17 protein-coding genes and 1 pseudogene are annotated in these 19,040 nt (G+C 71.1%); 6 read left to right on the top strand and 12 right to left on the bottom strand.

Annotated elements, in window-relative coordinates:
* The first annotated feature begins 227 nt into the window (after positions 1 to 227).
* Complete coding sequence (locus tag CSR00_RS25755; protein ID WP_099025245.1) at positions 228 to 596, top strand: SpoIIAA family protein; 369 nt, start codon at positions 228 to 230, stop codon at positions 594 to 596.
* Positions 597 to 1,027: 431 nt separating this feature from the next.
* On the opposite strand, the gene CSR00_RS25750 is transcribed toward CSR00_RS25755, so the two are convergent.
* On the bottom strand, positions 1,028 to 1,918 hold the full coding sequence (locus CSR00_RS25750; RefSeq protein ID WP_099025244.1) for an aminodeoxychorismate lyase: 891 nt from the start codon (positions 1,916 to 1,918) through the stop codon (positions 1,028 to 1,030).
* A 97-nt stretch (positions 1,919 to 2,015) separates the two neighbouring features.
* On the opposite strand from CSR00_RS25750, the gene ygfZ reads away from it, so the two are divergent.
* Positions 2,016 to 3,104, top strand: a complete 1,089-nt coding sequence (gene ygfZ, locus CSR00_RS25745; protein WP_099025243.1) for a CAF17-like 4Fe-4S cluster assembly/insertion protein YgfZ — start codon at positions 2,016 to 2,018, stop codon at positions 3,102 to 3,104.
* Positions 3,105 to 3,243: 139 nt separating this feature from the next.
* Positions 3,244 to 3,426 carry a DUF3073 domain-containing protein gene (locus tag CSR00_RS25740; protein WP_099025242.1) on the top strand — a complete coding sequence of 61 codons (183 nt, stop codon included), beginning with the start codon at positions 3,244 to 3,246 and terminating at the stop codon, positions 3,424 to 3,426.
* 99 nt (positions 3,427 to 3,525) lie between these two features.
* On the opposite strand, the gene purM is transcribed toward CSR00_RS25740, so the two are convergent.
* A complete protein-coding gene (gene purM / locus CSR00_RS25735; RefSeq protein ID WP_099025241.1) occupies positions 3,526 to 4,599 on the bottom strand; it encodes a phosphoribosylformylglycinamidine cyclo-ligase in 1,074 nt (357 codons plus the stop codon).
* 109 nt (positions 4,600 to 4,708) lie between these two features.
* Positions 4,709 to 5,653: an alpha/beta hydrolase gene (locus CSR00_RS25730; RefSeq protein WP_099025240.1), complete on the bottom strand. Its 945-nt coding sequence runs from the start codon at positions 5,651 to 5,653 to the stop codon at positions 4,709 to 4,711.
* 321 nt (positions 5,654 to 5,974) lie between these two features.
* On the opposite strand from CSR00_RS25730, the gene CSR00_RS25725 reads away from it, so the two are divergent.
* Entirely contained in the window at positions 5,975 to 7,009 is a 1,035-nt protein-coding gene (locus CSR00_RS25725) for an NAD(P)H-binding protein (RefSeq protein ID WP_099025239.1), read from the top strand.
* A 3-nt stretch (positions 7,010 to 7,012) separates the two neighbouring features.
* Here the strand turns inward: CSR00_RS25725 and purF are convergent, their stop codons facing one another.
* The 8 genes from purF to CSR00_RS25685 form a co-directional block, all read right to left on the bottom strand.
* Positions 7,013 to 8,578: an amidophosphoribosyltransferase gene (gene purF / locus CSR00_RS25720; RefSeq protein WP_099025238.1), complete on the bottom strand. Its 1,566-nt coding sequence runs from the start codon at positions 8,576 to 8,578 to the stop codon at positions 7,013 to 7,015.
* 98 nt (positions 8,579 to 8,676) lie between these two features.
* A complete protein-coding gene (locus CSR00_RS25715) occupies positions 8,677 to 9,111 on the bottom strand; it encodes a sterol carrier family protein (protein ID WP_099025237.1) in 435 nt (144 codons plus the stop codon).
* A gap of 3 nt (positions 9,112 to 9,114) precedes the next feature.
* On the bottom strand, positions 9,115 to 9,747 hold the full coding sequence (locus CSR00_RS25710) for an Rv0804 family intramembrane glutamic endopeptidase (protein ID WP_099025236.1): 633 nt from the start codon (positions 9,745 to 9,747) through the stop codon (positions 9,115 to 9,117).
* A 19-nt stretch (positions 9,748 to 9,766) separates the two neighbouring features.
* Positions 9,767 to 11,506: an alpha/beta hydrolase gene (locus CSR00_RS25705; protein ID WP_099025247.1), complete on the bottom strand. Its 1,740-nt coding sequence runs from the start codon at positions 11,504 to 11,506 to the stop codon at positions 9,767 to 9,769.
* A gap of 46 nt (positions 11,507 to 11,552) precedes the next feature.
* Positions 11,553 to 13,856, bottom strand: a complete 2,304-nt coding sequence (gene purL / locus CSR00_RS25700; protein ID WP_099025235.1) for a phosphoribosylformylglycinamidine synthase subunit PurL — start codon at positions 13,854 to 13,856, stop codon at positions 11,553 to 11,555.
* Positions 13,857 to 13,865: 9 nt separating this feature from the next.
* Complete coding sequence (locus CSR00_RS25695; protein ID WP_099025234.1) at positions 13,866 to 15,077, bottom strand: cation:proton antiporter; 1,212 nt, start codon at positions 15,075 to 15,077, stop codon at positions 13,866 to 13,868.
* Between the two features lie 49 nt (positions 15,078 to 15,126).
* Positions 15,127 to 15,471: a VOC family protein gene (locus tag CSR00_RS25690; RefSeq protein ID WP_099025233.1), complete on the bottom strand. Its 345-nt coding sequence runs from the start codon at positions 15,469 to 15,471 to the stop codon at positions 15,127 to 15,129.
* A 64-nt stretch (positions 15,472 to 15,535) separates the two neighbouring features.
* On the bottom strand, positions 15,536 to 16,804 hold the full coding sequence (locus CSR00_RS25685; protein WP_099025246.1) for a M18 family aminopeptidase: 1,269 nt from the start codon (positions 16,802 to 16,804) through the stop codon (positions 15,536 to 15,538).
* A 51-nt stretch (positions 16,805 to 16,855) separates the two neighbouring features.
* On the opposite strand from CSR00_RS25685, the gene CSR00_RS25680 reads away from it, so the two are divergent.
* Both CSR00_RS25680 and CSR00_RS25675 read left to right on the top strand, forming a co-directional pair.
* Positions 16,856 to 17,899 (top strand): Dyp-type peroxidase, encoded by a 1,044-nt coding sequence (locus CSR00_RS25680; protein ID WP_099025232.1) that lies wholly within the window; start codon positions 16,856 to 16,858, stop codon positions 17,897 to 17,899.
* The gene (locus CSR00_RS25675) at positions 17,896 to 18,696 is read left to right on the top strand and encodes a family 1 encapsulin nanocompartment shell protein (protein WP_099025231.1); all 801 of its coding nucleotides are present in this window, start codon (positions 17,896 to 17,898) and stop codon (positions 18,694 to 18,696) included. Before CSR00_RS25680 ends, CSR00_RS25675 begins: the two co-directional genes overlap by 4 nt.
* Positions 18,697 to 18,766: 70 nt before the next feature.
* Here the strand turns inward: CSR00_RS25675 and CSR00_RS25670 are convergent.
* Positions 18,767 to 19,009, bottom strand: a pseudogene (locus CSR00_RS25670) (phosphoribosylformylglycinamidine synthase subunit PurQ); the annotation flags it as partial.
* Positions 19,010 to 19,040 lie beyond the last annotated feature (31 nt).

Raw genomic sequence — 19,040 nt, 5'->3', positions numbered from 1 at the left:
ATAAGATCATATCGTTTTTTGTTGCACGGATAACTGTGACAGAGAGACATAGACAGAGAGTTCCGTAGGCAGAGTCAGATGCGAATAAGGGACAGGGGCAGAGTCCCCCGCCGCCCCCGGGGGTGGATCAGGGCACCTGGGACGACGCGATGTCGGCATGCGCCTCGCTGGCTCCGGCACCGCCGAATCCCCGGTGACGGGCCGCCGCAGTCCCTAAAGTTCGTTCCATGATCGAAACCCTTCCGGACATGCCCGCCGGGGTGATCGGGCTGCGCGCGGTCGGCAGAATCGAGCCCGAGGACTACACCGAGATCATGGACCCCGCGGTCGACCGTCTGCTCGCCGAGCAGGACAAGATCAACATGGTGTACGTCGTCGGCGACGACTTCGACCGCTACAGCCTGGGCGCAATGTGGGAGGACGCGAAGTTCGGGCTCCGCGACCCCCGCCAGTGGGGACGCATCGCCATGGTCACCAACCACGACTGGCTCAAACACGCGATGGCGATCTTCGGGCCGATCACCCCGGGCCACTGCCGGGTGTTCCCGGTGGATCAGGTCGACTCGGCCGCCGCGTGGGCCGGCGGGCAGGGCTGACGCCCACAGCCCTGCGTGCAGGGCCCACGCCCACAGCCGTGCGTGCAGGGCCCACGCCCACAGCCCTGCGTGCAGGGCCCACGCCCACAGCCGTGCGTGCAGGGCCGACGCCCATGGTGGTGCGGGCGGGCGCGCGCCGGTACCCGGTGGCATCCGGCCCCGAACACGGAGCGGCCCCCGAGCCGTGGATCCTGGTTGGACAGACCGGGGGCTCGGGGGCCGGGTGGCTACCTGGAATTCGCCAGCGCTCGCAGGTGAATCCCAATGCCGGGCCTCCCCTCGCGGGGCGTCCCGACACAGGCGCAGCCTGGTGCTGCTAGCGGGCAGCCACCTCACATGTCCGTATGTCACTCAATTTGTCGGACCACCTCCTTCCCTGTGTACGGCCGACCGTACTCGCGCGAACAGCGCGCGACAACAGACTTTTCCTCTCAGCGATCACTGACCACTGCGGCGTCGACCAGGGCGGCGAACTCGGCCGCCATCGGCGACGGGCGCAGGGGCCGGCCGTCGAGGGTGTGCACCCGCGCCGCCAGCGTGATCGCCGAGATCAGCCACACGCCTTGGGCGGCAGCCAGATCCGCCGGGCGCAGCGCGCGGTAGTCGCAGTCGTAGCCCTTGGACCGGGCGACCTCGAACAGTGCCTGCTGGGTGGTGCCCCGCAGGATCGGGTACCACGGCGGCGGGGTGAGCAGGCACGGACGCCCGCCCCCCGCGCCCCCTGCGCCCTCTGAGCCGGTCGCGATCACCACCGTCGAACGGGGCCCCTCCAGGATGAAACCGTCGGAGCTGACGAACACGACATCGTCGGCCCCGTTCCGGCCCGCGTGCCGCAGCGCCGCCATGTTCACCGCGTACGAGAGGGTCTTGGCGCCGGCCAACAACCACGGCATCGCGTCGACCCCCGCCGCGGGCATCCCCCGCTCCAGCGTCAGCGCGCTCACCCCGTCGGCACGGGCGGTGGCGACCCGCGGCGCCAGTCCGGCCACAGTCACATAGGCGGTGGCGGCACCCGGCTGCGGGCCGCTTTCGCGGCCCCGGCTGTACACCAGCCGCAGGGCCCCCTCCTCGGCGGTGGCCGCGGCCCACTCCCGGCTGGCCGTGGCGATCGCGGCGCGCCAGGCGGGCAGGTCCGGTTCGGGCAGATCGGTCAGCTTCGCCGAATGCGCCAACCGCCGCAGGTGCGACTCCGTCAGGCAGGCCCGGCCGTCGCGCACCAGCAGCGTCTCGAAAACCCCGTCGCCGCGGACCGCGGCCAGATCGTCGGCATGCAGCAACGGCACATCGGGGTCGTGCACCTGCCCGTCCAGCGTGACCACCACAGCCATGGTCACCAAGCCTAGACCGCCGGCCTGCACCGACAGCCCACACCGACACGTGCCGGGAATAGCCCGGCGCCGCTACTCGTAGAGTTGAGATGTGGCAGCAGTCCCCGCCCCGCAGACAGGACCCGACGCCGGCGCCGTGTGGCACTACGGCGACCCGCTCGGTGAGCAGCGTGCCGCGGCGACCGACGCCGTTGTGGTGGACCGGTCGCACCGCGCCACGCTGACCCTGACCGGGCCCGAGCGCCTGACCTGGTTGCACACCATCAGCACCCAGCACGTGTCGGCCCAGCCGGAGGGCTCCACCACCGAGAATCTGAGCCTGGACCTGCAGGGTCGTGTCGAAGATCACTGGCTTCAGACCGAACTGGGCGGCGTCACGTATCTGGACACCGAACCCTGGCGCGGCGATCCGCTGCTGGAGTTCCTGCGCAAGATGGTGTTCTGGTCGCAGGTCACCGTCGACGCGGGCGACCTGGCGGTGTTGTCGCTGCTGGGCCCCCGCCTCGAGGAGCAGACGGTCCTCGACAGCCTGGGCGTGGACGCCGCGCCGGAGCAGACCGCGGTGGCGCTCGACGGCGGTGGATTCCTGCGCCGCGTGCCGACACTCTCCGGCCAAAACGAGTTCGACCTGCTGGTTCCCCGCGCCGACGCCGCTTCCTGGCTGGACCGGTTGGGCGCCGCCGGGGTGCAGCGGGCCGGCGTATGGGCCTACGAAGCGCACCGGGTGGCGGCCCTGCGGCCGCGCCTGGGCGTCGACACCGACGAACGGACCATCCCCCACGAGGTGGGCTGGATCGGGGATCCCGGCCTGGGCGCGGTGCACTTGGACAAGGGCTGCTATCGCGGCCAGGAGACCGTCGCGCGCGTCCACAACCTGGGGAAACCGCCGCGGATGCTGGTGCTGCTGCATCTGGACGGATCCGAGGATCGCCCCGCCACCGCCGACCCGCTGCTCGCCGGCGGACGCTCCGTCGGCCGGCTCGGCACCGTCGTGGACCATGTGGATCTCGGCCCCATCGCGTTGGCGCTGGTCAAACGGGGGCTGCCGGCCGACACCGCGCTGACCACCGGCGGGCAGAACCAGGTGGCCGCGGTCGTCGACGCCGACTCGGTGCCCGCTCAGGACGCCGTGGGCGCCGGACGGCTGGCCGTGGAACGGTTGCGCGGCCGCACACCGTGAGGTGTGACCGTCACCGCCGCCGGGCCTGCCAGCGCACGGCGTCGGGGCACGGTAAAGTGGTGGCAGGACAATACACACACAAACAGATCGGAGCCGCCTGATATCGGGCCGCTCCGTTATTGCGCGAGGGGGTTCCCCCATGGGCCGCGGCCGGGCAAAGGCAAAGCAGACCAAGGTTGCTCGAGAGCTGAAGTACAGCTCTCCGCAAACCGACTTTGAGCGGCTTCAGCGCGAGCTGTCGGGGTCGGCAGCAAGCGAACACGACGAGACCGACGACGACCTCGTCAGCGATGACTGGGCGGACGACGACTGGCGCCGCTGAGCGCCCGTTGCGTACGCGCCGCCCTGCGCCCCTCTGATCACCCGCTGAACCGCCGCCGGGCCCGAGTCCTCGGGTGCCCGCGCCGCTTCGGGGTGCTCGTCAGAACCGCGGATGACGCCCCACCAGCGTGGCCCTCGGTCCGTCCTTACCGCTCTTGTTGACCGCGCCCAGCACCCAGCAGTCGATGTGCCGGGCGGTCAGGATGGCCAGCGCCCGATCGGTGTCGGCGGGGTCGACCACGGCGACCATCCCGACGCCCATGTTGAACGTCTTCTCCATCTCGGCGGGGTCGATCCGGCCGCGCTGAGCGATCAGTCCGAACACCGGCGCCGGCGTCCAGGTGCCACGGTCGAGTTCGGCCGTCAGCCCCTGCGGGATCACCCGCTCCAGGTTTCCCGCCAGCCCGCCGCCGGTGACGTGGCAGAACGTGCGCACCTGGGTCTCGGCGGCCAATGCCAGGCAGTCCTTGGTGTAGATGCGGGTGGGCTCCAGCAGCTCCTCGCCCAGGGTGCGTCCGAACTCCTCGACATGACCCTCGAGGTTCATCCGGTCGATGTCCAGCAGCACGCGGCGCGCCAGGGAGTACCCGTTGGAGTGCAGGCCCGAGGAGCCCATGGCGATCACGACGTCGCCGGGTTTGACCCGATCGGGGCCCAGCACCTCGTCGGCCTCGACGATGCCCACGCCGGTGGCGGACAGGTCGTAGTGGTCGGGTTCCATCAGCCCGGGATGTTCGGCGGTCTCGCCGCCCAGCAGCGCGCAGCCGGCCTGCACACATCCCTCGGCGATACCGGCGACGATGGCCTGGACCCGTTGGGGTACGAGCCGGCCGACGGCGATGTAGTCCTGCAGGAAGACCGGCTCGGCCCCGCAGACCACCAGGTCGTCGACGACCATGGCGACCAGGTCCAGGCCCACGGTGTCGTGCTTGTCCATCGCCTGGGCGACGGCGAGCTTGGTGCCCACACCGTCGGTCGAGGCCGCCAGCAGCGGCTCCTTGTAGCCACTTCGCAACGCGAACAGTCCGGCGAAGCCCCCCAACCCGCCGCGAACCTCCGGCCGGGTGGCCCTGGCCGCCAGCGGCTTGAACAGTTCAACGGCGCGGTCACCGGCCTCGATGTCGACGCCGGCCGATGCGTAGGAGATGGCGTCTTCTTCAGCGGGATCCGTCATCGCGCATCAATCTACCCGGGCCGCACGGCGAACCGGCATCGATGCCGCCCGCGGACGCGCGGCCACGGCCCCCACGCCCGCGCTCCGACCGGATCGGGCGTGATGTGTATCACAATTCGCGGGTTCCGTCGGTGCCGCCGGCATCCCCCGGGACCGGCACGTGGCGGCGCAGGAAGGCGATCTGATCGGCCACAACGCGCTCGAACGGCGGGCCGAGATAGATGTCGAAGTGTCCGTACGGGTACACCCGCACATCGACGCCGGCGGCGTTGCGTGCGTACCGCTCGGTGGCCTTGGCCGGCGCCACGCTGTCCTTTTCGCAGACACAGACCAGGATCGGGCACCGCACCTGCGCGAGATGTCGGCCCGGACGGTAGAGCGGGATGCGCAGCCCCACCCGGGCCGCGACCTCGTTGACGTGGCCGCTGCCCGCGGGAACCAGGGCCAGATACCCGGGAAGCGCATCCGGTGCCGTCATCAGCGCCGCCGAACCCGGCGGGCCCGCCAGTGCGACCATGACCGGCGCGGAACCGCGTGCGACGGCCGCCAGGTCCGCCACCGCCAGCGCGGTCACCTTGACCGCCGAGCGCGGCTGCAGCGCCCGCAACGAGGCCACCCCGTCGGTGAACGGACATTGGGCGATCACCGCGACCGGGCGGGGCTCCCGCACGGCCACCGCCATGACGTGCCCGCCGCTGAAGGAAGTCCCCCACAACACGATTCGCGAACCGTCCACCTCGGGACAGCCGCGGGCGAAATCCACCGCCGCCGACCAGTCGTCGAGCTGGCCCCCGATGTCGAGCAGCTGCCGGGGCGCGCCGTCGCTGGCACCGAAGTGCCGGTAGTCGAAAACGAGGCAGGCATACCCGGCGGCGGTGAAACGTTCGGCGAACGCCGGCAACCGCATGTCCCGGACGCCACCCAGACCGTGGGCCATCACCACGACCGGCCGACGATCGGCGGTGTCGGGCAGGTACAGCCAGGCCCGGCAGACCTCGCCCCGATCCGCCGGTCCGGCGACGAACTCCACGTCGCGCCGCGTCGTCGCCGCCATCGGCACTCACCTCCCCGCTGTCGGACCTCGCTGTCGGACCTCGCTGCGCGTCCGGACCTGCGCGTCCGGACCCGATTCGGCCGGGATCGCTCAATGCGGCCCGCCGGCGGGACCGGTGCGCGACCCTCGTTCACATGGTCCCGCACACCCGGCCCGGTGGTCCGGACGGTGCGGCGTTTCGTTCGCGCCGCCACCGGCAATCCCATGGTCCACCCCGGAGTGCACTCCGGTCACGGTACTGAGCCGTCCAACCCAGTGTCCGTCCGGTGAACGTCGTCCAGTGAATACCGTCAGTGAGTACCGGCAGGAAGGGAGGCCCCGGTGGTGCGCTGTCTGGTGACCGGCGCGACGGGTTACATCGGTAGCCGGCTGGTGCCGCGGCTGCTGGCCGGCGGCCACGAGGTGCGGGCCCTGGCCCGCACCCCCGACAAGCTGCGGGCGGCGCCCTGGCGGGACCGGATCGAGGTTGCGCGGGGGGATCTGGGCGACCTGGACGACACGGATTCGCTGCGCGCGGCGTTCGCCGACGTGGACGTCGTCTACTACCTCGTTCATTCGATGGGCACCGCCGACGATTTCGCGGCCGCCGAAGGCCGGGCGGCGCACAACGTCGTGGCGGCCGCGCGCACGGCCGGGGTGTCCAGACTGGTCTACCTCGGCGGACTGCACCCCGCGGGAACGGCGCTGTCACCGCACCTGGCCTCGCGCACCCGGGTCGGGGAGATCCTGTTGGACAGCGGGATCGAGACCGTGGTGTTGCAGGCCGGGGTGGTGGTGGGCTCCGGGTCGGCGTCCTTCGAGATGATCCGGCACCTGACCGACCGGCTGCCCGTGATGACCACGCCGCGCTGGGTGCACAACTCGATTCAGCCGATCGCCATCGCCGACGTGCTGCACTACCTCGCCGCGGCGGCCACCGCGCCGTTCGGAACCTCGCGCGCCTGGGACATCGGCGGGCCCGACGTCCTCGAGTACGGCGACATGATGCAGATCTACGCCTCCGTGGCAGGCCTGGTCAAGAGGCGAATCCTGGTGCTGCCGTTGCTGACTCCCACGATCGCGAGCTGGTGGGTGGGCCTGGTGACGCCGATTCCGGCCGGACTGGCCCGGCCCCTGGTGGAGTCGCTGCACTGCGACGCGGTGGCCGACGAGCACGACATCGACGCGGTGGTCCCGCCCCCGGCGGGCGGGCTGACCGGCTACCGCCGGGCGGTCGAACTCGCGCTGCGCGGGCCGCCGGACGGGGAGGCCGCGCTGGGACCGCTGGATCCGCCGTGGGCGGGCCCGCGCCGGACGGTGCTCACCCGGCGCGGCCCGGGGCGGACGGTGCTCACCCGGCGCGGCCCGGGGCGCTGAGCCTCAGGGACGGCGCAGCGCCGAGGCGTTGTCGTTGTCGTTCTGCACGGCCCCGACCGGTCCGTTGCCCGTGCGGGCCGCGTTGGCCAGCATGTGTTCGATGACGTTCTTGCCCAACGCGGTCTCGCTGGGCAGTTCGATCGGGTATTCGCCGTCGAAGCAGGCGCAACACAACCGCGACACGGGCTGTTCGGTCGCCGCGATCATGCCCTCCTTCGAGATGTAGCCCAGGGTGTCCGCACCGATCGCGTGACGCACCGCCTCCAGCATCTCGCCCTGGGACCCGTCGGCGTTGGCGGCGTTGGCGATCAGCTCCGCCGGCGAGGCGAAGTCGATGCCGTAGAAGCACGGCCACCTCACCGGGGGTGAGGCGATGCGCACGTGCACCTCGACCGCACCCGCCTCGCGCAGCATCCGGATCAGGGCGCGCTGGGTGTTGCCACGGACGATCGAGTCGTCGACGACGATCAGCCGCTTGCCCCGGATCATCTCCCGCAACGGATTGAGTTTGAGCCGGATACCCAGCTGCCGGATCGTCTGGGAGGGCTGGATGAACGTGCGGCCGACGTAGGCGTTCTTCATCAGCCCCTGGCCGAACGGAATGCCGGATTCCTGGGCGTAGCCGACGGCCGCCGGTGTCCCGGACTCGGGCACCCCGATCACCAGGTCGGCGTCGATGGGCCGCTCGCGGGCCAGTCGCCGGCCGATCTCGACCCGGGTGGAGTGCACCGAACGTCCCGCCAGGGTGCTGTCGGGACGGGCGAGGTAGACGTATTCGAAGACGCAACCCTTGGGCGTCGGGTTGGCGAAACGGGAGGACCGCACGCCGTCGGCGTCGATGGCCAGCAGCTCCCCGGGCTCGATGTCGCGGACGAACGAGGCGCCGACGATGTCCAGTGCCGCGGTCTCGGAGGCGACCACCCAGCCGCGGTCGAGCCGCCCCAGCGACAGCGGGCGCACACCGTAGGGATCGCGGGCGGCATAGAGGGTGTTCTCGTCCATGAACGTCAGGCAGAACGCACCGCGGACGGTCGGCAGAAGTTCCAGCGCCGCCTGTTCCAGGCTCGAGTCGGCGGCACCGTGCGCCAGCAGCGCGCCCAGGATGTCGGAGTCGGTGGTGGCCGACGCGAGCGCGCCGTTGCCCATCAGGCCGGCGTCCCGGGCGGTCGCCATCAGCTCGGTGGTGTTGACCAGGTTTCCGTTGTGACCCAGCGCCACCCCGGTGCCCGCCGCGGTGTTGCGGAAGACCGGCTGGGCGTTCTCCCAGGTGGTGGAGCCGGTGGTGGAGTAGCGGCAGTGCCCGATGGCGACGTGGCCGTGCATGGCCGCCAGGGTCTGCTCGTCGAAGACCTGGCTGACCAGACCGAGGTCCTTGAACACCAGAACCTGCGAGCCGTCGGCCACGGCGATGCCGGCAGCCTCCTGGCCACGGTGCTGCAGCGCGTACAGCCCGTAGTAGGTCAGCTTGGCGACCTCTTCGCCCGGTGCCCACACACCGAAGACGCCGCATTCTTCCCGGGGGGGACTCTCGAGCTCTATCGACTCAGCTGACACAGGGGCTGCTCCCATGAGGCGGCGGGGACGCGTTCAGTCTACGTTCCCCTACTCGTCAGTACAGCCCCGTGCAACACGTTTTCACCGGCCGTGTGTGCCGCGGGTGGGCAATCTCACAACGCGGTCGGCCCGTCCGGGCCCGGCGGGTGCCCGGAACCGGGCCCCAGTGGCACCAGCGGCAGCCACCGCCCCACCTCCGCCGCGCGTGCCCCCGAGAGCTGCAGCACGCCCCGCGCGCTCGCCTCGTCCACCGATACCAGCCCGGTGACCAGCAGCAGCCAGGTCCGTGGATCGGTCTCGACGACGTTGGGCGGGGTGCCGCGGGTGTGCCGCGGTCCGTCGATGCACTGCACGGCGACGAACGGCGGCACCCGGACCTCCACGGCCGCGCCGGGCGCGGCGGCCGCCAGCGCCCGCGCGCTCAGGCGCACCGCCTCGGCCAGCACCGCGCGCTCCGGCGGCGCCGCGGTGTCGTCGCGCAACCAGTGCGCCGCGGCCAGCACCGCCGAACGGGTCTTCGCCGGATCGGCGGTGCGGCGAGCGGGCATGACTCAGGTTCTCATCCCGCGCCGCTGCACCAACACCGCGGCCAGCGCACCGGATTCGTTGATGGCCAGGTGTACCAGGGCCGGCGCCCACAGACTGCCCGACCGTTCGGCGAGGACGGCCAGCACCCAGCCCGCCGCACCGGTCACCGCCACCGTGGCCGCGACGGGCTCCCCGGTGTCGCGGGCGTCGACGACATGCGACAGCCCGAAGGCGGCGGCCTGCAGCGCGCGCCCCCGCGAGGCACCGAACGCCGCTGCACACACGGTGCCCAGGGCCGCGCGGTAGGCCGTCTCCTCGGCCCACACGGTGCCCAGCGGAATCTCCCACGCCAGCCACTTCCGGGTGGAGCCGGGAAGCGGACGCGCGGCCATCCCGGCGCGTACCGGGGGCACCGCGGCACCGGCCGCGACACCGGCGGCCACGACGGCCGCGGCCGCCGAACCGAGCCGGATTCCCGACACCGCCGCCGGCCCCCGCAGCCCCAGCCGCGCACCCGCGAGGCCGGCCAGGGCCGTGCCCAGCACGGCCTGCAGCACCGGGTGGCGCCGCCCCGGAATGGGATGCGACGCGGTGAAGCTCCACCCCACCAGCCCCGCGGCCAGACCGATGGCGGCCGCGCGCCGCCGGGGCGTCACCGGGCGCTCCCCGACGCGCTCACTCCGGGGGCCCGTCGTTGGCGCCGTACTTCTCCATCGAGCGCCGGACCCGTTCGGTGTCCGCGGCGGTCCAGCCCTCCGGCGCGGCCACGGCCACCCACCCGTCGAGTTCGGTGTTCGCATAGTTGTGGCCGTGGCCCGGCGGCATCCCGACCGCGTTGGTCAGATCGGCGCTCACCTGCCAGAACGTGATGATCGGATACCACCGCATCGACGCCGTGCGGTCGGCACCGGGCGGTTCGGTCAGCCAGTCGGGCCGAGCGAACAACAGGTCCGGCGACCACCAGACGATCGGATCGGACGGATGCTGCAGAAACAGCACCCGGGTGCCGTCCCACGGCGCGGCGGTCGCGCGCACGACATCGGCGGGCTCGATGGCCTGGGAGAACCGGACGGTGCGCCCGTTGTCGTAGCGGGGATCCACCTCCGTACTCCCCGGATCGCGCCGGGCGATCAGGGCCCGCCAGAGCGGGCTGGCGTTGGGCGGACCGACCCACAGCACCCCGTCGAACCCCATTCGCGACACATCCGGCAGGAATCCGAACGCGGCCTGGCCGGCCATCGCGCCCAGGCTCTCCCCGTAGATCAGCAGCCTGGGCCGGTGTTCGGGTGGCAGCTGGGCCCACCGCTCGTGCACCGTGTCGATCAGCAACCGCCCCGAGCGCATGGACTTCTGCCGGTCCGCCAGGAACGAGACCCAGCTGGGCAGATAGGAGTACTGCACCGCCACCAGTGCGGTGTCGCCGTTGTACATGGTCTCGATGGACCGCGCCGCCTCCGGGGTGACCCACCCGGTACCCGTCGTCGGGATGACCACCAGCACCTTGCGGTCGAAGGCACCGGTGCGCTGGAGTTCGCTGAGCACGACGGCCATCCGGCCCGCCTCGGTGTCGGCGGTCTGCAGACCGGCGTACACCCGGATCGGCTCCTTGGCCGGCACACCGTTGATCTGCTCCAGCTGCGCGGCGTCCGGGCCGCCGGCCACGAAACTGCGACCCTGGTAGCCCAGCGTGTCCCAGGGAGCGAAAGACTCTGGGCTGCCGGACCTTTCGGGCTCGGTCGGCTGCTCGGCCCCCGGGGCGGTGGTCGAGTTCTGCGGCTGGAACATCCGGTTGCCGGCGACGACGAATCCGCGCGGCAACACACCGTTGATCAGCGTCACCAACAACACCACCACGATGATGGTCCCGACGAACAGGGCGACCTCGTCGTTGATGCGCCAGCGCCGGATCAGCACCCGCGCCAGCAACCGGATCGCGTCCCGCAGGATCCGCGCCGCGCCGATCACCAGCGCGCTGACGGCGGCGGCGATCAGCAGGGTGCGGAAGTAGCCGAGCGTGCCGGGCCCCTCGATGCCCATCAGCGCCGAGACCTGACGCTGCCAGGCCGCCGCGGGCACGATCACCAGCACGCACACCGCCGCCGAGGACCCGACGGTCAGCGCCTTGATACCGCGCAGCACCCGCCGCCGAGGCGGCCACCAGGACCGGCCCGCCAGCACGACCCGGCGGATCACCTTCTTGATCAGGATTCCGATTCCGTAGCCGATGGACGCGTTGATCCCGCCGATCAGCCCGGCGAACAGCCAGTCCCGCGGCAACAGCGACGGTGTCAGCGACAGGCAGAAGAACAGCGAGCCCACCGCGATTCCGACGAAGTCGAGCCGGACCAGTCCCCAGACCCACTCCAGCAGGGACTCCCGGGACGAAACGCGGTCGGACCCAGCCGGCGACGCCATGTCGGCGCCGTCGGCCGGGTCGACCGCGGTGCTCATCGGACGCGGGTCACCCGAAGATCCCCGGGAGCACGCCTTCGGACGTGCTGCGCAGCTCGGACAGCGACACGCTGAACTGGCCCTGGACCTCCACCGAATCGGAGCCCTGATCCACCACACCGATGCGGGTGACGGGCAGACCCCGCGCCTCACACATGGACCGGAAGCGGCTCTCCTCGGTGCGGGGCACCGCGACCAGCACCCGGCCGGCGGACTCGCTGAACAGCGTCACGAACGGATCCGGTGCGTCGGGACCCGCGGGAAGCAGGATGCGGCAACCGGTTTCACCCGCCAGCGCGGCCTCGACGACGGCCTGGATCAGCCCGCCCTCGCTCAGGTCGTGCGCGGCCGAGACCAGGCCGTCGCGCGACGCCGCGGCGAGCACCTCGGCCAGCAGCTTCTCCCGCGCCAGATCGACCCGGGGTGGAACACCGCCGAGGTGATCGGCGGTGACCTGGGCCCACACCGATCCGTCGAACTCGTCGTAGGTGTCGCCGAGCAGCAGCAGCGTCTCGCCCGGCTCGCTGCCCAGAGCGGTGGGCAGCCGCCGGTTGACGTCGTCGATCACGCCGAGCACGCCGACCACCGGTGTCGGCAGGATCGCCGTCGTGCCGGTCTGGTTGTAGAAACTGACGTTGCCCCCGGTGACCGGGATGCCGAGGGCGGCGCAACCGTCGGCCAGGCCGTGCACCGCCTGGCTGAACTGCCACATCACGCCCGGGTCCTCCGGGGAGCCGAAGTTGAGGCAGTTGGTGACGGCCACCGGCGTGGCACCGGTGGCCGCGACGTTGCGGTAGGCCTCGGCCAGGGCGAGCTGGGCGCCGGTGTAGGGGTCGAGCCGGGTGTAGCGGCCGGAGGCGTCGGTGGACACCGCGATGCCGCGGCCGGTCCGTTCGTCGATGCGCAGGACTCCACCGTCGGCGTGCTCGGCGAGCACGGTGTTGCCCCGCACATAGCGGTCGTACTGCTCGGTGATGAACGCGCGGCTGCACAGATGGGGGCTGCCCAGCAGTTGGAGCAGCGTGGCGCGCAGCTCCTCGCCCGTGCTGGGCCGGGGCAATGTCTTGGAGCTGTCGGCCACGAGGGCGTCCTGGCTGTCCGGGCGGGCCAGCGGCCGCTGGTAGACCGGCCCCTCGTGGGCCACCGTGCGCGGCGGCACGTCCACGACGGTCTCGCCGTTCCAGGTGATCTGCAGCCGGTTGCCGTCGGTGACCTCGCCGATGACGGTGGCCAGCACGTCCCATTTGCGGCACACCGCCAGGAACTTCTCCACGTTCTCCGGGGTGACGACCGCGCACATCCGTTCCTGCGACTCGCTGGACAGCACCTCGGCGGGGGTCATGTTCGCCGCGCGCAGCGGCACCTTGTCCAGCTCGACGGACATGCCGCCGTCGCCGGCCGAGGCCAGTTCCGATGTGGCGCACGATAATCCGGCGCCGCCGAGGTCCTGGATACCGACCACCAGATCGGCGGCGTAGAGCTCCAGGCAGCACTCGATGAGCACCTTCTCGGTGAACGGGTCGCCGACCTGCACCGAGGGCAGTTTCTTGCGGCCCGCCCCGGACTCGTCCCCGGCGAAGGTGTCCGAGGCCAGCACCGACACCCCGCCGATGCCGTCCAGGCCGGTGCGGGCGCCGAACAGGATGATCTTGTTGCCGGTGCCCGAGGCGAACGCCAGCTGCAGGTCCTCCTTGCGCAGCACCCCGACACACAGCGCATTGACCAGCGGGTTGCCGCCGTAGCAGGGGTCGAAGACGGTCTCACCGCCGATGTTGGGCAGGCCCAGCGAGTTGCCGTAGCCACCCACGCCGCGCACCACCCCGTCGAGCACCCGGCGGGTGTCGGGGGCGTCGGCCGCCCCGAAGCGCAGCTGATCCATCACCGCCACCGGCCGCGCACCCATCGCCATGATGTCGCGCACGATGCCGCCGACGCCGGTGGCCGCACCCTGGTAGGGCTCCACGTAGGAGGGGTGGTTGTGCGACTCGACCTTGAAGGTGACCGCCCAGCCGTCGCCGATGTCGACGACGCCGGCGTTCTCCCCGATACCGGCGAGCATGCCCGCGCGCATCTCCTCGGTGGTGGTTTCACCGAAGTAGCGCAGGTGCACCTTCGACGACTTGTAGGAGCAGTGCTCGCTCCACATCACCGAGTACATCGCCAGTTCGGCATCGGTGGGGCGCCGCCCGAGGATGTCGCGGATCCGCGCGTACTCGTCGTCCTTGAGCCCGAGCTCACGGAAGGGTTGGGGGTGATCGGGGGTGGCTGCGGCGTGCTCGACGGTGTCGAGATCATGGGTGGGCCCGGATGTCACGGGCCAAGTCTAGTTTGGGGTGACCCCGGCGCGCCGCGAAGCGTAGGCGTGCGCCGCGGCGGGTCCGCCGACACCGTGCAAAACGACGCTGCCCACCACGGTCACCACCATGACCATCAGCACCACTTCGTCGGGGCCGCCGGCCAGGACGTTGAACGCCAGCAGGCCGAACACGATGGAGGTGGTGCCCCGCGGACCCAGCCACCCGACCAGCAGCCGTTCGTCCCAGCTGAACCTCGTGCCGATCAGGACCAGCGCGACCGGCAGCATCCGCACCACGGTCAACGCCAACAGGCAGAACACCAGCACCGGCAGGGGCACCCCGAAGCTCAGGGCCAGCACGGTGGCCGCACCGAGGGCGAACCACATCGCCGCGGTCAGCAGGAAGCTCAGGTCGTCGACCAGTTCCAGCTCGGCGCGCAGGGCCGGCTCGCGGCGCATGTAGTGCAGGGTGATCCCGCAGACGAACGCGGCGATGAACCCGTTGCCGGAGATCGAGATACTCAGCGCATAGGTCAGCACCGGGATCACCACCAACATCACCCGGCAGGACCGCGGCGTCATCAGGTCCCGGCGCTCGGCCTGGTTGGTCAGCCACGCCAGCACCATGCCCACCAGCAGTCCGACCACCACGGCCTTGACCGCCTGCGGCACGGCCGCCTCCAGCGCGGCGAGCGGACTGGTGGCGTTGCTGCGGTCGCCGGCCAGCGCCAACGCGAAAACGAAGATCGGGGAGCAGATCCCGTCGTTGTAGCCGGCTTCGACGTTGAGCAGGTTACGCACCCGGTCGGGCACCCGTTCGTCGCGCAGCAGCCCCGAGGCCGGCGCGAAATCGGTGGGCACCACCACACAGGCCACCACGATCAGCGCGGCCCAGCTCAGGCCGGGCAGCAGCCAGAGCCCCAGCACGATGGCCAGACCCAGGCTCACCGGCAGACCGATGAACAGCACGCGGGCCGCCGACTTGGGGTCGCGGCCCAGGAAGCCGCCGCGCACATCGGTGGCGTCGACGAACAGCAGCACCGCCAGGATGATCTCGGCGACGGCCTCGACCCACCGGGTGTTCAGGGTGAACGCGAGGTTCGCCGGGATCGTCAGCCCGACGACCATGCCGGCCAGCACCAGCATCATCGGCGCGGTCACCCGCCACTGGTCGAGCCGCCGCGCCGCCAGGGACCAGGCGGCGAGCACGACCGCGACCACGATCAACGACACCAGCACGCGGCTGATCCTTCCAGCGCACCGCCCGGTTTGCCCGGTGGTTGGGCGGCTAGTTACCGGTGACGCAGAACGCGTTGCCGTCCGGGTCGGACAGGGTTACCCACCGGTACTGATCGAAGGCGTGCCGGCCGGTCTCCGTCGCCCCGAGCGATACCAGCCTTGCGACCTCGGCCTCCATGTCGGGCGCGCCGAAGTCGACGTGCACACGGTTCTTTCCGGGAGTGGCGTCCTCGACCCGCTGGAATCCAAGCCGGGGCCCGGCGGCCGGCTGCACCAGGACGTATTCGCCGGGGGCCACCGGGATCACCTCGCCCCCGACGGCCTGCGCCCACCACCCGCCCAGTCGCTCCGGGTCGGCGCAGTCGACGGTGATCAACTCTGCGGTCAGTGCCATGGCGTGCCAGCCCTCCAGGGTGTCTTGCGGGTGTCTCGCGGTCGTCTCGCCCGCTCAACCTAGGTCAGGCCGGTGACAAGAAGGCGCGAAGAGCCGCCGAATAGTCGGCGACATCGGCGGCGCCCATCACCTCACGGGCGGAGTGCATCGCCAGCTGGGCGGCCCCGACGTCGACGGTGGGGATCCCGGTGCGCGCCGAGGTCATGGGCCCGATGGTGGAACCGCAGGGCAGGTCGGCGCGGTGCTCGTAGCGCTGCAGCGGCACCCCGGCCTGACGGCAGGCCAGCTCGAACGCCGCGGCGGTGCGGCTGTCGGTCGCGTAGCGCAGGTTGGGCTGCACCTTGAGCACCGGGCCGGCGTTGACCTCGATCCAGTGCCCGGGCTCGTGGCGGTCGGGGTAGTTGGGATGGGTGGCGTGGGCCATGTCCCCGGAAGCGACCATCGACCCGGTCAGGCGCCGCAGGAAGTCCTCACGCCCGCCGCCGGAAGCCAGCACGATGCGCTCCAGGGTCGTCAACAACAGATCCGACTGGGCACCGTGGTCGGAGGTCGAACCCACCTCCTCGTGGTCGAAGAGTGCGAGCACCGGAACAAACGCGGGAGAGCGCGGGGCGGCGTCGAGGTCCAGCAGCGCCTCCAGACCCGCATAGCAGGTGCCCTGGTTGTCCAGCCGGGCGGCGCTGACGAACTCACCGTCCTCGCCCCACACCGTCGAGGGCGTCAGGTCGTGGGTCATCAGGTCGGCGGCCAGCACGTCCTCGGCGTCCACGCCGGCCGCCGCGGCGACGAACCCGAGGAACGAGCCGGCCGTGTCGCCCAGGCCCCAGATGGCGTTGAGGTGGCGCTGGGGATCGGGTGCCACACCCTTGCGGTCCTCGGACAGATGGATCGCCAGCTGCGGCACCCGCAGCACCGGTCGGTCGACGCGGACCAGGCGGTGCTCGATGCCCGCGCCGACGCGCAGCGACAACCGTCCGCTGATTCCCAGATCGCGGTCCAGCCAGGAGTTCAGCCAGGCGCCGCCGTAGGGCTGCAGCGCCACCACCCGCCAGCCGGCGACCGCCCGGTCCGGATGTTGTTTGACGCGCAGATTCGGGCTGTCGGTGTGACCGCCGACGATCCGGAACGCCCGGCCCGGGTCGCCCTCGCTGTTCCAGGCCACCAGCGATCCCGCCCGCAGCACGAAGAAGCGGCCCGGTCCCGGCCACGGGTCGGCCTCGCGCAGTTCGGTGTAACCGGCGGCCACCAGGCGCGCCGCCGCCGTCGCGCAGACGTGGTAGGGCGACGGTGACGCGTCGATGAACTCGCACAATCCCTGGGGGGTGGCAGGCATCTTCACCATCTTCCTCGCCGTGGGTGCCGCGTTTGACGATAGGGTCCTACCGTGCCCACGAGTCGACCACAACCGATTCTGACGCCCTTGACACCGGCCGCCATCTTCCTGGTGGCCACGATCAACGACGGCGGCGAGCAGATCGTGCACGACGCCCTCGCCGATCTGTCCGGGCTGGTACGCGCCGTCGGGTTCCGGGTGCCGACCTCCCATCTGACCCTGGTCACCGGCATCGGGTCGCAGGCCTGGGACCGGCTGTTCGCCGGGCCGCGGCCGGCCAAGCTGCACCCGTTCCCCGAGCTCGACGGGGGCCGCCACCGCGCCCCCGCCACCGACGGTGACCTGCTCTTCCACATCAAGGGCGAGTCCATGGACGTCTGCTTCGAGCTCGGCGGACGCATCCTGGCGGCGATGGCGCCGGCGGTGACCGTGGTCGACGAGGTCCACGGGTTCCGGTTCTTCGAACAGCGCGACCTGCTCGGGTTCGTCGACGGCACCGAGAACCCCGACGGCCCCGAGGCCGTCGAGGCCGCTCAGATCTCCGCCGCCGACGGCGAGGACCCCGCCTTCGCCGGGGCGTCGTATGTGCACGTGCAGAAGTACACCCACGACATGGCCGCATGGAACGCGCTCAGCGTGACCGAGCAGGAGCTGGTGATCGGGCGCACAAAGCTGGAGGACATCGAACTCGACGACGCCGTCAAACCGGCCAACTCGCATGTCGCGCTGAACACGCTGACCGACCCCGACGGCAACGAGCTGCAGATCGTGCGGGCCAACATGCCGTTCGGGTCGCTGGCCGACGCCGAGTCGGGTACGTACTACATCGCCTACTCGGCCGACCCGGATGTCCCCGAACGGATGCTGCGCAACATGTTCCTCGGCGACCCACCCGGAAACACCGACCGCATCCTGGACTTCTCCACCGCCGTGACCGGCTCGATGTTCTTCGTGCCCACGGCCGAATTTCTCGACGATCCCCCGCCGCTGCCCGAGGCCGGCGGCACCGGGGAGGCCGAACCCGAACCGGCCGCCCCTGCACGACCTTCCGACGGTTCACTGGCGATTGGCAGTCTGAAAGGACAACCGCAATGAACAACCTCTACCGCGAGCTCGCACCGATCACCGAATCGGCTTGGGACGAGATCGAATTGGAGGCGTCCAGGACGTTCAAACGGCACATCGCCGGCCGCCGCGTGGTCGACGTCAGCGAACCGGGCGGCCCGGTGACCGCCGCGATCAGCACGGGCCATCTGCTCGATGTCGCCGCGCCCGGCGACGGTGTGGTGGCCCACCTGCGCGAGAGCCGCCCGCTGGTGCGGCTGCGGGTGCCGTTCGCGGTCAACAGGACCGACGTCGACGACGTCGAGCGGGGCTCGCAGGACTCCGACTGGGATCCGGTCAAGGAGGCCGCCAGGAAGCTGGCGTTCGCCGAGGACCGGGCCATCTTCGAGGGCTACGAGGCCGCGCAGATCGGCGGTATCCGCAAGTGCAGCTCCAATCCGGCGCTGTCACTGCCGGAGGACCCGCGCGAGTATCCCGACGTGATCGCCCAGGCCATCTCCGAGCTGCGGCTGGCCGGTGTCGACGGGCCGTATTCGGTGTTGCTGTCGGCCGACGCCTACACCCAGGTCAGCGAGACCACCGCGCACGGCTACCCGATCCGGGACCACCTGAGCCGGCTGGTCGGCCAGGGCGAGATCATCTGGGCGCCGGCCATCGACGGTGCGTTCGTCCTGTCCACCCGCGGCGGCGATTTCGACCTGCAGCTGGGCACCGACGTGTCGATCGGCTACTCCTCCCACGATGCCGACACCGTGCAGCTGTACCTGCAGGAGACGCTGACCTTCCTCTGCTACACCGCGGAGGCATCGGTCGCCCTGGCGCCCTGAGCCGCCCAGACTGCAGGTTCTGACGCCGCCACTCGGGTGTTGCGTACAGAACCTGCAGTGTCGCGGGAGGTCAGGCGGTCAGGACGGCGTCCAGCGCCGAGTAGAACAGGCCCAGGCCGTCGTCGGACGGGCCGGTCAGCGGCTCGGTCGCGTGCTCGGGGTGCGGCATCAGGCCCACCACGCGGCCGTTAGCCGAGCCGATTCCGGCGATATCGCGCATTGACCCGTTGGGATTCTCGGCGTAGCGGAAGACCACCCGCCCCTCCCCCTCGAGTTCGTCGAGCACCGCCTCGGAGGCCACGTACCGCCCCTGCCTCTTATACACCTCTCACCCCTCCGCCGCA

The organism is Mycolicibacterium palauense (genome assembly GCF_002592005.1).
Classification (GTDB): domain Bacteria; phylum Actinomycetota; class Actinomycetes; order Mycobacteriales; family Mycobacteriaceae; genus Mycobacterium; species Mycobacterium palauense.
The sequence above is the reverse complement of the archived record's forward strand: the minus strand, read 5'-3'. Positions and strand labels throughout refer to the sequence as shown.